The 13,083-nt window shown below is 65.5% G+C and carries 13 protein-coding genes; 7 read left to right on the top strand and 6 right to left on the bottom strand.

What is annotated here, in order from left to right:
- The first annotated feature begins 46 nt into the window (after positions 1–46).
- A complete protein-coding gene (locus tag A9513_RS16405; protein WP_024766739.1) occupies positions 47–589 on the top strand; it encodes a DUF3299 domain-containing protein in 543 nt (180 codons plus the stop codon).
- Between the two features lie 216 nt (positions 590–805).
- Here the strand turns inward: A9513_RS16405 and A9513_RS16400 are convergent, their stop codons facing one another.
- From A9513_RS16400 to A9513_RS16390, 3 genes are all read right to left on the bottom strand, one after another.
- On the bottom strand, positions 806–1,717 hold the full coding sequence (locus tag A9513_RS16400) for a D-hexose-6-phosphate mutarotase (protein ID WP_065085087.1): 912 nt from the start codon (positions 1,715–1,717) through the stop codon (positions 806–808).
- An 81-nt stretch (positions 1,718–1,798) separates the two neighbouring features.
- Entirely contained in the window at positions 1,799–2,479 is a 681-nt protein-coding gene (locus A9513_RS16395; protein WP_024766737.1) for a GNAT family N-acetyltransferase, read from the bottom strand.
- 12 nt (positions 2,480–2,491) lie between these two features.
- Entirely contained in the window at positions 2,492–2,941 is a 450-nt protein-coding gene (locus tag A9513_RS16390; RefSeq protein ID WP_065085086.1) for a GNAT family N-acetyltransferase, read from the bottom strand.
- 116 nt (positions 2,942–3,057) lie between these two features.
- Between A9513_RS16390 and A9513_RS16385 the strand changes: the two genes are divergently transcribed.
- Both A9513_RS16385 and A9513_RS16380 read left to right on the top strand, forming a co-directional pair.
- A complete protein-coding gene (locus A9513_RS16385; protein ID WP_024766735.1) occupies positions 3,058–4,512 on the top strand; it encodes a PLP-dependent aminotransferase family protein in 1,455 nt (484 codons plus the stop codon).
- Positions 4,513–4,701: 189 nt separating this feature from the next.
- A complete protein-coding gene (locus A9513_RS16380; RefSeq protein ID WP_065085085.1) occupies positions 4,702–5,913 on the top strand; it encodes a YeeE/YedE family protein in 1,212 nt (403 codons plus the stop codon).
- Between the two features lies 1 nt (position 5,914).
- Here A9513_RS16380 and A9513_RS36105 read toward each other — a convergent pair whose 3' ends face one another.
- On the bottom strand, positions 5,915–6,085 hold the full coding sequence (locus A9513_RS36105) for a hypothetical protein (RefSeq protein ID WP_176707255.1): 171 nt from the start codon (positions 6,083–6,085) through the stop codon (positions 5,915–5,917).
- Positions 6,078–6,638, bottom strand: a complete 561-nt coding sequence (locus A9513_RS16375; RefSeq protein WP_065085084.1) for an HdeD family acid-resistance protein — start codon at positions 6,636–6,638, stop codon at positions 6,078–6,080. The genes A9513_RS36105 and A9513_RS16375 overlap by 8 nt, the downstream gene beginning before the upstream one ends.
- A gap of 366 nt (positions 6,639–7,004) precedes the next feature.
- Here A9513_RS16375 and betI point away from each other — a divergent pair, with 366 nt between their 5' ends.
- The 3 genes from betI (at position 7,005) to betA (ending at position 10,928) form a co-directional block, all read left to right on the top strand.
- Complete coding sequence (betI, locus tag A9513_RS16370; RefSeq protein WP_024766732.1) at positions 7,005–7,598, top strand: transcriptional regulator BetI; 594 nt, start codon at positions 7,005–7,007, stop codon at positions 7,596–7,598.
- A 46-nt stretch (positions 7,599–7,644) separates the two neighbouring features.
- Entirely contained in the window at positions 7,645–9,117 is a 1,473-nt protein-coding gene (gene betB, locus A9513_RS16365; protein WP_065085083.1) for a betaine-aldehyde dehydrogenase, read from the top strand.
- A gap of 128 nt (positions 9,118–9,245) precedes the next feature.
- Complete coding sequence (betA, locus tag A9513_RS16360) at positions 9,246–10,928, top strand: choline dehydrogenase (RefSeq protein ID WP_024766730.1); 1,683 nt, start codon at positions 9,246–9,248, stop codon at positions 10,926–10,928.
- A 52-nt stretch (positions 10,929–10,980) separates the two neighbouring features.
- Here the strand turns inward: betA and A9513_RS16355 are convergent, their stop codons facing one another.
- The gene (locus tag A9513_RS16355; protein ID WP_017521585.1) at positions 10,981–11,385 is read right to left on the bottom strand and encodes an acyl-CoA thioesterase; all 405 of its coding nucleotides are present in this window, start codon (positions 11,383–11,385) and stop codon (positions 10,981–10,983) included.
- Positions 11,386–11,645: 260 nt separating this feature from the next.
- On the opposite strand from A9513_RS16355, the gene A9513_RS16350 reads away from it, so the two are divergent.
- Positions 11,646–12,965 (top strand): MFS transporter, encoded by a 1,320-nt coding sequence (locus A9513_RS16350; RefSeq protein WP_024766729.1) that lies wholly within the window; start codon positions 11,646–11,648, stop codon positions 12,963–12,965.
- Positions 12,966–13,083: the final 118 nt, after the last annotated feature.

Below are 13,083 nucleotides of genomic sequence, written 5' to 3'. Positions count from 1 at the left end.
TGGAGGAATATCCCGCCTGTGCCCGACCGGGCCTCTCGAGTCCACGATGCGCCGACCATTGCTCGCCTGCTGCCTGATTCTGCTGACTTCCCTGGCGTCCGCCGCCGAACTCCCGGAAACCGACTGGCTGTCCCTGATGCCGCCCAGTGACCGCAAGGCGCTGGAAAACATGCCGGAAATCACCCACAACGGCCCCGAGGCCAATGGCACCTTCACCAACAAGGGCGGGCTCAAGCAGTCCGACAAGAAGCTGCCGCAGGTGATGTACTCGACCAAAACCGTTGCCGCGCTCAATGGCAAGGCGCTGCGTCTGGGCGGCTACCCGGTGCCGCTGGAGAACGACGCCAAGGGGCGTGTCACCGAATTCTTCCTGGTGCCTTACCCAGGCGCCTGCATCCATGTGCCGCCGCCGCCGCCGAACCAGATCGTGCTGGTGCGCTACCCCAAGGGCATCCGGATCGACGATATCTACAACCCGATCTGGGTCAGCGGCACGCTGAAGGTCGAAAAGGTCAGCAATGACCTGGCCGATGCGGCCTACGCCATCGACGACGCCAAGGTGCGGCCGGTGGAGGAGAGCGATCTGTAGGGTATTGCCCTCGTAGGAGCAACGGTCTTCTTCAGATAAGTCCGTGCCAGTGCCTTCCCTCACCCCAGCCCTCTCCCTTTGGGAGAGGGCTGGGGTGAGGGCCGCCCCAAGCGCAGAAGCATCTCGTAGGAGACTCCGTCCGCGATTGGCGTCCGGCCCGATGCGGACCGATCGCAGACGGAGTCCGCTCCTACGTATTGTCATATCGCTGAGGCATCAGCCCTCCAGCGGTTTGCCCCAGATTTCCACCGTCATCGTTTCGCTGCGTCCCGGCGCCACGCTCATCACGTCGTCCCAGACCCGCGCGGTCTCGATACACAGCATCTGCTGCCAGGCATCGTCGGGGAACTGTGACAGGCGGGCGGCCTTGTCGATCCAGGGGTTCCACACCACCGCCGAGCGCGAACCGCTGGCCTTGATGTGGATGTCGCGCTCCCAGGCCTGGTCGCGGATCACCAGCGGCTTCTCCACGTCCAGGTAGATGCGGTCGGTTTCCCCGGCAATGCGCACCACGCCGTGTTGCTCGCGTAGCTCCCAGTTTTCCAGCGTTTCGACATAGCGGCAGCCCTGCAGCCCCTCGATGCTGGCCTGGCGCGCGTCGCCTACGGCGAAGTAGGTGTGCAGGGCCTGGCTGATCGGCAACGACGCGGTGCCCAGGTTGTGGGTGGTCATTTCCAGCGTCAGGTGTTCGCCGAAACGCATCACCAGCTCCAGCCGTGCGGAGTGGGCCCAGCCCGGCAGACCGTTGCGCGCGTCGAAGCTGAAGTGCACGGAAAGCTGGCCCAGCTCGTCGGCGATATCGTCCAGCTGCCAGTCCAGCGCTCGCACCAGGCCGTGGGCGGGGGGCTTGTCGCCCTGGTAGGCGGTACGGATTTCCACCGGGTTGCGCTCCAGGTTGCCAAACCAGGGCCAGCAGACGGGCGCGCCGCCGCGCAGCGACTGGCCATGGCGGTACTCCGCGGTGTCGCTCAGCCATACCAGCGGCGGTTGCTCGTGGGGCTGGTAGCTCAGCAGTTGCGCGCCCTGCTGGGCAATCAGGGCTTCACCATAAGCGGTATGGATGCGCCAACAGGGCAGCTCATCGATCTGCACCTGTTCGACGCGGGGAGTCTGGATGTCGCTGCTCATGGTGGTCTCCGGGACTGCGCTGCGAAAGTTTCAGTATCACCGATCCTTCGCGGCGCAGGCAGTTCCCGGAGAATGAAAAGATCAGCGCAGGCGCAGCTCTGCCAGGTGTGCGCGCTGTCGCCCTTCGCCGTCGAAGTTGGACGCACCCAGCCAAGCCTCGAAGGCCTGCTCGCAGCGCGGCCACTCGCTGTCGATGATGGAGAACCAGGCGGTGTCGCGGTTGCGGTCCTTGACTACCGTAGCCTGGCGGAAAGTGCCCTCGAAGACGAAGCCCAGGCGCTCGGCGGCGCGCATGGAGCGGGCGTTGAGCGCGTTGCACTTCCATTCCAGGCGGCGGTAGCCCATCTCGAAGGCCCACTTGGCCAGCAGGTACACGGCCTCGGTGGAGGCCGGCGAGCGCTGCATCACGCGGCCGTAGGCAATGTGGCCGATTTCGATGCTGCCGTCCTTGGGGAAGATCCGCAGGTAGCTGAGCAGGCCGACAGCGCGGCCGTTCGTACGGTCGATCACGGCGAAGAACAGCGGGTCATTGCTCGCCGCGTTGCCCGCCAGCCAGGCATCGAACGGCGCGCGTTCGGGGAAGGGCCCGTAGGGCAGGTAGTCCCACAGGAGCGGGTCGGAATCCGGACCTTGCAGCGCTAGCCACAGGTCATCGCCGTGGAGGGCGACGTCCAGCGGCACGAGGTTGATGCTGCGGCCGGTCAGGGTGCGGCGTTCGGGGCTGGCGGCGGGGTGCCAGTTCAGCAGGGGTTGGTCGTTCATGGGCGCTCCGGCTCAGAGAATCTTGCGGTACTGGACGAACCCGGAGCGGTCGGCGATCCGGTCGTAGAGGAACATGGCGTCGGTGTTGCTCTCGTGGGTCAGCCAGTGCACCCGCGAGGCGCCGTTGGCGCGGGCGTCGGCGTAGACGTGTTCGATCAACTGCGCGCCGATGCCGCCGCCGCGCTGGCCTTCAGCGACGTACAGGTCCTGCAGGTAGACGTAGTCGCCCTGGGTCCAGCAGGAGCGGTGGTAGATGAAGTGCACCATGCCGATGGCCTCGCCGTCGCGCCAGGCGAGGGCCGCGTGCATCGGCTCGGCCGCATCGAGGAAACGCTGCCAGGTGACCGCGCTGGTGGCCTCATCGATGGTGGTCTTGTAGAAGCGCTGGTAGCCCTGCCAGAGCGGCAGCCAGGCGGCGTGATCATCGGTGGTGATCGGGCGAATCTCGACAGCGGAAGACATGGTGACGGCCTTGTGTGCGTTGGAATGCTTCCAGCCTAGGCGCTGAATTGGTTCTGCTAAAGAGCCATTCGTGATCAAATCAAAGGAACCATTGCCGCTGCCCTGGAAGCTGCCCCATGAGTGTTCCGCTGCCTTTCAACCCGTCCGGTATTCGCCTCGATCCCGCGCGCCCGCTGGGGCTGCAGTTGTTCCAGGCGCTGCGTGAGCGGATTCTCGATGGCCGCCTCGCGGCGCGTTCGCGATTGCCGGCCAGCCGCGACCTGGCGGCGTCGCTGAATGTTTCCCGCAATACCGTGGTGCGCGCCTACGAGCAGCTCTACGCCGAGGGCTATATCGAGGGGCGTACTGGCGATGGAACCTATGTGGCCGAACGGGTGCAGCCCTCTGTTGATACGGTGCGCAATGAAACGCGCAGCCCCGACGCACCGTCGCTGGAGCGCCTCGCGCGCCATCATCTGCCGCTGCCGCCCACCGGTGCGCCGCGCGCTTTCCGGGTCGGTGTGCCGGCCTTCGATCTCTTTCCCTTCGATACCTGGGCGCGTCTGCAGGCGCGCTTCTGGCGCGATCCGCCGCTGGACTGCCTGGGCTACGGCGACCCGGCCGGCGAGCAGCGCCTGCGCGAACTGGTCGCCGCCTACCTGCGCAGTACCCGCGGCCTGCACTGCGACGCCGGGCAGATCATCATCACCAGCGGTGCCCAGCAGGGCATCGCGCTGTGCGCGCAGGTACTGCTGGCCGAGGGTGACGGCGCAGCCATCGAGAACCCCGGCTACCGCGCCGCCGGGCATGCGTTCGCCACAGCGGGTGCGCATCTGCATGGCGTTGCGGTGGACGCGGACGGTCTGCGTACCGACCAACTGGAGCAATTGCCGGATTGCCGGCTGGTCTACGTCACGCCTTCGCACCAGTACCCCACCGGCGTAACGCTCTCGCTGGCGCGCCGTCTGGAGTTGCTGGAATGGGCCGAGCGCAGCAACGGCTGGATCGTCGAAGACGACTACGACGGCGAGTACCGCTACAGCGGCACGCCACTGATGCCGCTGGCGGCGTTGGATCGCCATGACCGTGTGCTCTACGTCGGCACCTTCTGCAAGATCGCCTTCCCCGCGCTGCGTCTGGGCTATCTCGTCGTGCCGCCGGCGCTGGCGCAGGCCTTTGCCCGCCGCCGGGCGCTGGACGTACGCCACTCGGAGGTCGGCACCCAGCGGGTGATGGCCGACTTCATCGCCGAAGGGCACTTCCAGCGGCATGTCCGTCGTATGCGCCGGGCCGCTCGCAGCCGCCGTGACGCGCTGCTGCGTGGCTGGCCGGAGGTCGCCGGCTGTGCAGCGATGCCGACGGTGGACGCCGGCCTGCACCTGTGCGTGCGGGTCGATAGCCGCGAGCGAGAGTTGGAATTGGTGCGGCGCGCGGCGTCCGTCGGCGTGGAGGTAAATGCCCTGAGCGATTACTGGCTGCCAGAGTCCACCGAGCCGGAAGACCAGCGTGCCGGACTGGTGCTGGGCTTCGCGGCGGTGCCGGAGGCGCGGATCGCCGAGGCGCTCAAGGCCCTGCGCAAGGCCTGGGCGTAGGGCGAATGACCGTTCACGGTTATCCGCCGTCCGGCCCCTGGCACGGCGGTTTTGGCGGATAACGCTTGAGGCGTTATGCGCCCGAAGTCGTGTCCTGACACCTGGTTATTTCCTTAGCTGACTTACGAAGTTGGCGGGAGGCACTACGCTCCCTAGACTGTCGCCCCTCTCGAAAAAACCGGAGCCGCCATGAGCCTCGCCTTGTCCACCGTCCCCGAGCGCAAGTCCAGCGCGCTCTGGATTGCCTTCCTTCTGTTGCTGGCCGGCGCGCTGTTCCTCGCCCAGGCGGTAAGCGGGCGCCAGGCACTGTTGTTCCTGGTCGGCGGTGCGCTGGGGCTGACCCTTTACCACGCAGCGTTTGGTTTCACCTCCGCCTGGCGCGTGTTCATCCGTGAACGGCGTGGCGCCGGCTTGCGCGCACAGATGGTGATGCTGGCCATCGCGGTGCTGCTGTTCTTCCCGGCGCTTGCGGCCGGTACGCTGTTCGGCGAGCCAGTGAAGGGGCTGGTGTCGCCGGCCGGCACGTCGGTGATCGTCGGCGCCTTCATCTTCGGTATCGGCATGCAGCTGGGCGGCGGCTGCGCTTCCGGCACGCTGTTCACCGTGGGCGGCGGCAATGCGCGCATGCTGGTGACCTTGCTGTTCTTCATCCTCGGTTCGGTGATCGCCACCCACCATATCGGCTGGTGGTTCGCCCTGCCGTCGTTGCCGCCGACCTCGATCGTCCAGTCCCTTGGTCTGTTCCCCGCGCTGATACTGAGCCTGGCGCTGTTTGCCGGCATTGCAGCCGTCAGCGTCGTGCTGGAGCGTCGTCGCCATGGCGCGCTGGAGCTGATAGCGAGCAATGGCGAGCACGGTGCCGGCCGCTTCCTGCGCGGTCCCTGGCCGCTGGTGTGGGGCGCCGTGGCACTGGCTTTGCTGAACTTCGCGACCCTGGCGCTGGCCGGGCGTCCGTGGGGCGTCACTTCGGCTTTCGCCCTGTGGGGCGCGAAGGCGTTCGGAAGCCTGGGGATAGCCGTCGACCAATGGGCGTTCTGGCAGGCCGACGCCAACGCCAAGGCGCTGGCTGCGCCGGTCTGGCAGGACGTCACCAGCGTCATGGACTTCGGCATCATGATCGGCGCATTGCTGGCCGCCGGCCTCGCCGGTCGCTTCGCACCGAGCCTGAAGATTCCCGCTCGCTCGCTGGTCGCGGCAGTGATCGGCGGCCTGCTGCTGGGCTACGGCGCACGCCTGGCCTACGGCTGCAATATCGGCGCGTACTTCAGCGGCATCGCCTCCGGCAGTCTGCATGGCTGGTTGTGGCTGGTCGCGGCGTTCTTCGGCAATACCGTGGGGGTGCGCCTGCGGCCGATCTTCTTCCCCGCCGAGCGCGTGGAAGAGCGCCTGACCGGCTGCTGAGTCAGGCCGGGCGGGGCGTTTCGCGCTCTGCCCAGTAGGTCTGCCTATGGCCGCGCGCCTGGTAGTCCCGCGCCAGGGTTTCGGCCTCGGCGCGGGTCAGCTGGCGGCGCATGACGAAGCGGTTGCCGTTGTCGTCCAGGCGCAGCAGGCACCAGTCCCGCTCATCAGGCATCGAAAGTCGAGGTCTTGCGCAGGCGCAGTGCGAGCAGGATCAGCAGGACACCGAAGAACACCGAGTAAGCGCCGATCACCCAGGCCACAGCGATCGCCCCGGCACCTGGATTGCCGATCATCAGCACACCAAACAGCACCGACACCACGCCGGAAAGCCCCAGCCACCATTCGTTCTGCAGCGCCTTGCGCAGGCGGATCGCCGCGATGATCTGCAGCACCCCCATCACCAGCGCCCAGCCGGCGATCAGCATCAGCAGGCCGAGCGCAGTCAGCTGTGGCCAGAAGAAGGCGACCAGCCCGGCAGCAATCCCCAGCACTCCCACCAGCACCAGCGGCCACAAGGGCCGGCCGGATTCGCGCATCTGCGCGGCGGCGATCAGGGTGAAGAGTCCGTCGACGAAGGCGTAGGCGCCGAAGAACAGCACCATCACCGTCAGCACGATACCTGGCCAGACCATGGCGAGGATGCCGAACAGCAGGGCGGCGACGCCGCGCAGGGCGATCCATTTCCAGTGGCGGCCCAGGGCTTGCCAGAGTGGGTGTTGCGGCATGGCGGCGTTCCTCGCGAGGGGTATGACTGAAACCATAGTCGTTGGCGCGCGGCGCAGGTCCTGACGTAGGGCAAAAGAAAGCCCGGCAGGGGCCGGGCTGTGAAGGGCCCGTCGCAACGGGCAGGTGCCGTCAGGCGACGTCACCGGGGAGAGCGGCTACGACACATCCGGTGCGGATTCTGCGATCCTTGCGGGTTGGAGTGTGGCGTAGCGATGAACGGTACGGGCCCCGCCATGCGGGCGCCTGGGGGTGTTGATGCAACGCAGCATATTCTTAGTTGATTGAGCGTTCAATAAAAAACGAATAGACTGGCCCACAGTATCGCCGGACGGCACAGGTACGCCCGGCGAAGAGGAGATTGAAAAATGCCCAAGGTCGGTATGCAGCCGATTCGCCGCTCCCAGCTGATCCACGCGACCCTCGAGGCGGTGGACCAGGTGGGCATGAGCGACGCCAGCATCGCCCTGATCGCCCGCCTGGCGGGGGTTTCCAACGGCATCATCAGCCACTACTTCCAGGACAAGAACGGGCTGCTGGAAGCGACGATGCGACATTTGATGTCGGCATTGAGCAAGGCCGTCGCCGAGCGCCGCGCTACCTTGCGCAACGACGAACCGCGTTCGCATCTGCGCGCCATCATCGCGGGCAACTTCGACAGCTCCCAGGTCAACGGCCCGGCCATGAAGACCTGGTTGGCGTTCTGGGCCAGCAGCATGCATCAGCCGCAGCTGCGTCGCCTGCAACGGATCAATGACCACCGGCTGTATTCGAACCTGTGCAGCCAGTTCCGCCGCGAATTGCCGCTGGCCCAGGCCCGCAGCGCCGCTCGCGGGCTGGCCGCGCTGATCGACGGCCTCTGGCTGCGGGGCGCGCTTTCGGGCGACGCCTTCGACACCGAGCAGGCGTTGGCAATTGCCAACGACTACCTCGACCAACAACTGGCCAAGCGCCCCGGGTAGCGGGCGCAGCCTTGCGCTGACACCGACAAGAGAGGACCACCGCACCATGGCTCGATTCGAAGTACAGAAGCTCTACATTGGCGGTCGCTACGTGGAAGCCACCAGCGGCGCCACCTTCGAAACCATCAATCCGGCCAACGGTGAAGTCCTCGCCCAGGTACAACGCGCCTCGAAGGAAGACGTCGAGCGCGCCGTGCAGAGCGCGGTGGAAGGGCAGAAAGTCTGGGCGGCGATGACTGCCATGCAGCGCTCGCGCATCCTGCGCCGCGCCGTGGACATCCTTCGCGAGCGCAACGACGAACTCGCCGAACTGGAAACCCTCGACACCGGCAAGCCACTGGCCGAGACCCGCTTCGTCGATATCGTCACCGGCGCCGACGTGCTGGAGTACTACGCCGGCCTGGTGCCCGCCATCGAAGGCGAGCAGATCCCTCTGCGCGAGACCAGCTTCGTCTACACCCGCCGCGAGCCATTGGGCGTGGTCGCCGGTATCGGCGCCTGGAACTACCCGATCCAGATCGCCCTGTGGAAATCCGCGCCGGCCCTGGCCGCCGGTAACGCGATGATCTTCAAGCCCAGCGAAGTCACCCCGCTTTCGGTGCTCAAGCTCGCCGAGATCTACACCGAGGCCGGCCTGCCCGATGGCGTGTTCAACGTGCTCACCGGCAGCGGCCGCGAAGTCGGCCAGTGGCTGACCGAGCATCCTGCCATCGAGAAGATTTCCTTCACCGGCGGCACCTCCACCGGCAAGAAGGTCATGGCCAGCGCTTCCAGCTCCTCGCTCAAGGAAGTCACCATGGAGCTGGGCGGCAAGTCGCCGCTGATCATCTTCGAGGACGCGAACCTCGACCGCGCCGCCGACATTGCCGTCATGGCCAACTTCTTCAGCTCCGGCCAGGTGTGCACCAACGGTACCCGGGTGTTCATCCCGCGCAACCTGCAGGCGCGCTTCGAGGCGAAGGTGCTGGAACGCGTGAAGCGCATTCGCCTGGGCAACCCGCAGGACGAAAACACCAACTTCGGCCCGTTGGTGAGCTTTCCACACATGGAGAGCGTGCTCTCCTATATAGAGTCCGGCAAAGAACAGAAGGCCCGCCTGCTGTGCGGTGGCGAGCGCGTCACCCAGGGCGAGTTCGGCAAGGGCGCGTATGTCGCCCCGACCGTGTTCACCGACTGCCGTGACGACATGACCATCGTCCGCGAGGAAATCTTCGGGCCGGTCATGAGCATCCTCGTCTACGACAGCGAAGACGAGGCCATCCGCCGCGCCAACGACACCGAGTACGGCCTCGCCGCTGGCGTCGTCACCCAGGACCTGGCCCGCGCGCACCGGGCGATTCACCGCCTGGAAGCAGGCATCTGCTGGATCAACACCTGGGGCGAGTCGCCGGCCGAGATGCCGGTTGGCGGATACAAGCAATCGGGGGTCGGTCGTGAGAACGGCCTGACCACCCTGGCTCACTACACTCGCATCAAATCCGTACAGGTAGAGCTGGGCGACTACACCTCGGTGTTCTGATCGCCGCGATCGAGCCATGAAAGGCCGGTCGCAGGCATGACTCCCTGACCACCGGCCATTCCCCACACGCAGACACCGGCGCGCACGCGTCGCGGGCGGTGTCATGCCTGAAAAAGAGGAAGGCCTGCATGTCCCAGGAATACGACTACATCATCATCGGCGCCGGTTCTGCCGGTAACGTACTGGCCACCCGCCTGACCGAAGACGCCGACGTCAGCGTCCTGCTGCTCGAAGCCGGCGGCCCGGACTACCGCGCCGACTTCCGCACGCAGATGCCCGCCGCGCTGGCCTACCCGCTGCAGGGCCGCCGCTACAACTGGGCGTACCTGACCGATCCGGAACCGTACATGAACAACCGCCGCATGGAATGCGGGCGCGGCAAGGGCCTGGGCGGCTCCTCGCTGATCAACGGCATGTGCTACATCCGCGGCAATGCCATGGATTTCGACGGCTGGGCACAGGAGAAGGGCCTGGAAGACTGGACTTACCTCGACTGCCTTCCGTATTTCCGCAAGGCCGAGACGCGCGACATCGGCCCCAACGACTACCACGGCGGCAACGGCCCGGTGAGCGTCACCACGCCCAAGGCTGGCAACAATCCGCTGTTCCACGCCATGGTCGAGGCCGGCGTGCAGGCCGGTTACCCGCGTACCGAGGATCTCAACGGTTATCAGCAGGAAGGCTTCGGTCCCATGGACCGTACCGTTACCCCGCAGGGCCGGCGCGCCAGCACCGCCCGTGGTTACCTGGACCAGGCTCGCGAGCGCCCCAACCTGACCATCGTCACCCATGCACTGACGGACCGCATCCTGTTCAGCGGCAAGCGCGCCATTGGCGCGACCTATCTGCATGGCGATGACAACGCGCTGAAGGAAGTCCGAGCACGCCGCGAAGTGCTGGTCTGCTCTGGCGCCATCGCTTCCCCACAACTGCTGCAGCGCTCCGGCGTCGGCCCGTCCGCCTTGCTGCGCGACCTGGGCATCGAGGTCGTGCACGACCTGCCCGGCGTCGGCCAGAACCTCCAGGACCATCTGGAGATGTACCTGCAGTACGCCTGCAAGCAGCCGGTGTCGCTGTACCCGGCGCTGCAATGGTGGAACCAGCCGCAGATCGGCGCGCAGTGGATGTTCCTCGGTACGGGGCTGGGCGCGAGCAACCAGTTCGAGGCCGGCGGTTTCATCCGCAGCCGTCCGGAATTCGAGTGGCCGAACATCCAGTACCACTTCCTGCCGGTGGCGATTAACTACAACGGCAGCAACGCGGTGAGCGAGCATGGCTTCCAGGCCCATGTCGGTTCCATGCGCTCGCCCAGTCGCGGGCGAATCAACCTGACCTCGCGCGACCCGCGCAAGCACCCGAGCATCCTGTTCAACTACATGTCCTGCGAACAGGATTGGCAGGAGTTCCGCGACGGTATCCGTCTCACTCGCGAGATCATGAACCAGCCGGCGCTCGACCCTTATCGCGGTCGCGAAATCAGCCCGGGCCTGGACAAGCAGAGCGACGCCGACCTGGATGCCTTCATTCGCGAGCATGCGGAAACCGCGTTCCACCCGTCCTGTTCCTGCAAGATGGGCGAGGACGACATGGCGGTGGTCGATGGGGAAGGCCGCGTGCACGGCATGGAGGGGTTGCGGGTGATCGATGCGTCGATCATGCCGCTGATCATCACCGGCAACCTCAACGCCACCACCATCATGATGGCCGAGAAGCTCGCCGATAAGGTGCGCGGCCGTCCGGCACTGCCCCGCAGTACCGCCGACTACTACAAGGCCAACGGTGCTCCGGTGCGCGGCAAACCGCTACGCTGATTCCGTAAAGCGGAGACGAAAACGCCGGCGAGAGAGCCGGCGTTTTCAGTTTTCAGCCACGACGCGGAGGAACCGGACGGGTACGGCCGCTGCCGTCGATGGCGACGAAGACGAACACCGCCTCGGTGACCTTGCGCCACTCGCTGGACAGCGGGTCGTCGCTCCAAACCTCGACCAGCATGCGGATCGAGCTGCGGCCCACTTCCAGGGTCTGTGTATAGAAGGAGAGCTGCGCGCCGACAGCGACCGGGACCAGGAACGCCATACGGTCGATGGCTACCGTGGCTACGCGGCCACCGGCAATGCGGCTGGACATGGCGGTACCGGCGAGATCCATCTGCGCCACCAGCCAGCCCCCGAAGATGTCGCCGAAGCCGTTGGTTTCGCGTGGCAGGGCGGTGATCTGCAAGGCCAGGTCGCCCTGCGGGATGGGGTCTTCTTGTTCAAGCTCGATCATAGGTAAGGGCCTCGTGCCCCCGGCGTACTCATGGTGAGGTTGTGGAAAAACTCTCCCAAGACACCTGCCGGTGCAAGGCCTTGGGGCAGCTTTTGATCGGCCCGGCTGCATTATATAGAAGCAGGGCCCTGTGCGACGACCGCAGGACTTCGAGATTTTCCCGTGGGCGCGGCCGCTGTGTCGTCTTCGTGCAATTTGCTATGGTGCGGCACCTGCGGCTGCCGGCCGCAGCCACCTTGCCTGCAGAGATAAAAAGCACCATGCCTTCTGTGAACGCTCCTGCCGCGCCCGCGTCACGTCCGTTGACCCGCAGCGACTACAAGACTCTCTCCTTGTCCGCCCTGGGCGGCGCCCTGGAGTTCTACGACTTCATCATCTTCGTCTTCTTCGCCACCGTGGTCGGCAAACTGTTCTTCCCCGCCGACATGCCCGAGTGGCTACGCCAGTTGCAGACTTTCGGCCTGTTCGCCGCCGGCTACCTGGCCCGCCCGCTGGGCGGCGTGGTCATGGCGCACTTCGGCGACCTGCTGGGCCGCAAGAAGATGTTCACCCTCAGCATCTTCCTCATGGCCGTGCCCACACTGATCATGGGCCTGCTGCCGACCTACGAGCAGATCGGCATCTGGGCGCCACTGGCGCTTCTGCTGCTGCGCGTCATCCAGGGCGCTGCCATTGGTGGTGAAGTGCCGGGGGCCTGGGTATTTGTCGCCGAGCACGTACCGCATCGCCATGTCGGCTATGCCTGCGGCACGCTCACGTCGGGTCTGACTGCGGGCATCCTTATCGGTTCGCTGGTTGCGACCCTGATCAACAGTGTCTTCAGCGCGGAAGAAGTCCATGGCTACGCTTGGCGGATTCCATTCCTGCTGGGCGGCATCTTCGGTCTCTTTTCCGTCTACCTGCGCCGCTGGCTGCACGAGACGCCGGTGTTCGCCGAACTGCAACTGCGCAAGCAACTGGCCGAGGAAGTGCCGCTGGGTGTGGTCGTGCGTGAACATCGCCCGGCGGTGGTGCTGTCCATGCTGCTGACCTGGGTGCTGTCTGCCGGCATCGTGGTGGTGATCCTGATGACCCCGTCGGTACTGCAGACCATTTACGGCTTCGATGCGGCGACCGCGCTGAAGGCCAACAGCGTGGCCATCGTCTGCCTGAGCGTCGGTTGCATCCTGGCCGGTCGCCTTGCCGACCGTTTCGGCGCGGGGCGCACCTTTATAGTTGGAAGCATCCTGCTGGGCGTAGTGTCCTGGGCCTTCTATACCAGCTTGAAGGCGCATCCGGACTGGTTGTTCCCGCTGTATGCGATTACCGGTCTGTGCGTCGGCGTCATTGGCGCAGTGCCTTATGTGATGGTCAACGCCTTCCCGCCGGTGGTCCGCTTCACCGGTCTGTCCTTCTCGTACAACCTGGCGTACGCCATCTTCGGTGGCCTAACCCCGATGGTCGTCGCGCTACTAATGAAGGAGGATCCGCTGGGCCCGGCTTATTATGTGGTGGCGCTGTGCTTGGTCGGCCTGTTGGTAGGTGTCTACCTGCTGCGCCAAGAGCGCCGTCTGCCAGGGCAGGCGATGGCGATAAACTGATCGATCGGACAGTTTTTTGCAGAAAGTTTAAATTAGTCGTTGACGGCCAATTTAAACTCCCTATAATGCGCACCACTCCCAGCGGCGAAGCGCTGAAAGAACTTGAAAATCAAGTACT

It is taken from the genome of Pseudomonas sp. AU12215, assembly GCF_001675465.2.
Lineage (GTDB): Bacteria > Pseudomonadota > Gammaproteobacteria > Pseudomonadales > Pseudomonadaceae > Pseudomonas > Pseudomonas nitroreducens.
This window is presented reverse-complemented; position numbering and strand designations above follow the sequence as displayed.

Excerpts from the sequence above, each read along its gene's own strand:
- A9513_RS16355 (WP_017521585.1), bottom strand. The coding sequence starts at position 11,385 with ATGATCGAGCTTGAACAAGAAGACCCCATCCCGCAGGGCGACCTGGCC.
- A9513_RS16375 (WP_065085084.1), bottom strand. The coding sequence starts at position 6,638 with ATGCCGCAACACCCACTCTGGCAAGCCCTGGGCCGCCACTGGAAATGG.
- betA (WP_024766730.1), top strand. The coding sequence starts at position 9,246 with ATGTCCCAGGAATACGACTACATCATCATCGGCGCCGGTTCTGCCGGT.
- A9513_RS16385 (WP_024766735.1), top strand. The coding sequence starts at position 3,058 with ATGAGTGTTCCGCTGCCTTTCAACCCGTCCGGTATTCGCCTCGATCCC.
- betB (WP_065085083.1), top strand. The coding sequence starts at position 7,645 with ATGGCTCGATTCGAAGTACAGAAGCTCTACATTGGCGGTCGCTACGTG.
- A9513_RS16405 (WP_024766739.1), top strand. The coding sequence starts at position 47 with ATGCGCCGACCATTGCTCGCCTGCTGCCTGATTCTGCTGACTTCCCTG.
- betI (WP_024766732.1), top strand. The coding sequence starts at position 7,005 with ATGCCCAAGGTCGGTATGCAGCCGATTCGCCGCTCCCAGCTGATCCAC.
- A9513_RS16350 (WP_024766729.1), top strand. The coding sequence starts at position 11,646 with ATGCCTTCTGTGAACGCTCCTGCCGCGCCCGCGTCACGTCCGTTGACC.
- A9513_RS16395 (WP_024766737.1), bottom strand. The coding sequence starts at position 2,479 with ATGAACGACCAACCCCTGCTGAACTGGCACCCCGCCGCCAGCCCCGAA.
- A9513_RS16390 (WP_065085086.1), bottom strand. The coding sequence starts at position 2,941 with ATGTCTTCCGCTGTCGAGATTCGCCCGATCACCACCGATGATCACGCC.
- A9513_RS16380 (WP_065085085.1), top strand. The coding sequence starts at position 4,702 with ATGAGCCTCGCCTTGTCCACCGTCCCCGAGCGCAAGTCCAGCGCGCTC.
- A9513_RS16400 (WP_065085087.1), bottom strand. The coding sequence starts at position 1,717 with ATGAGCAGCGACATCCAGACTCCCCGCGTCGAACAGGTGCAGATCGAT.
- A9513_RS36105 (WP_176707255.1), bottom strand. The coding sequence starts at position 6,085 with ATGCCTGATGAGCGGGACTGGTGCCTGCTGCGCCTGGACGACAACGGC.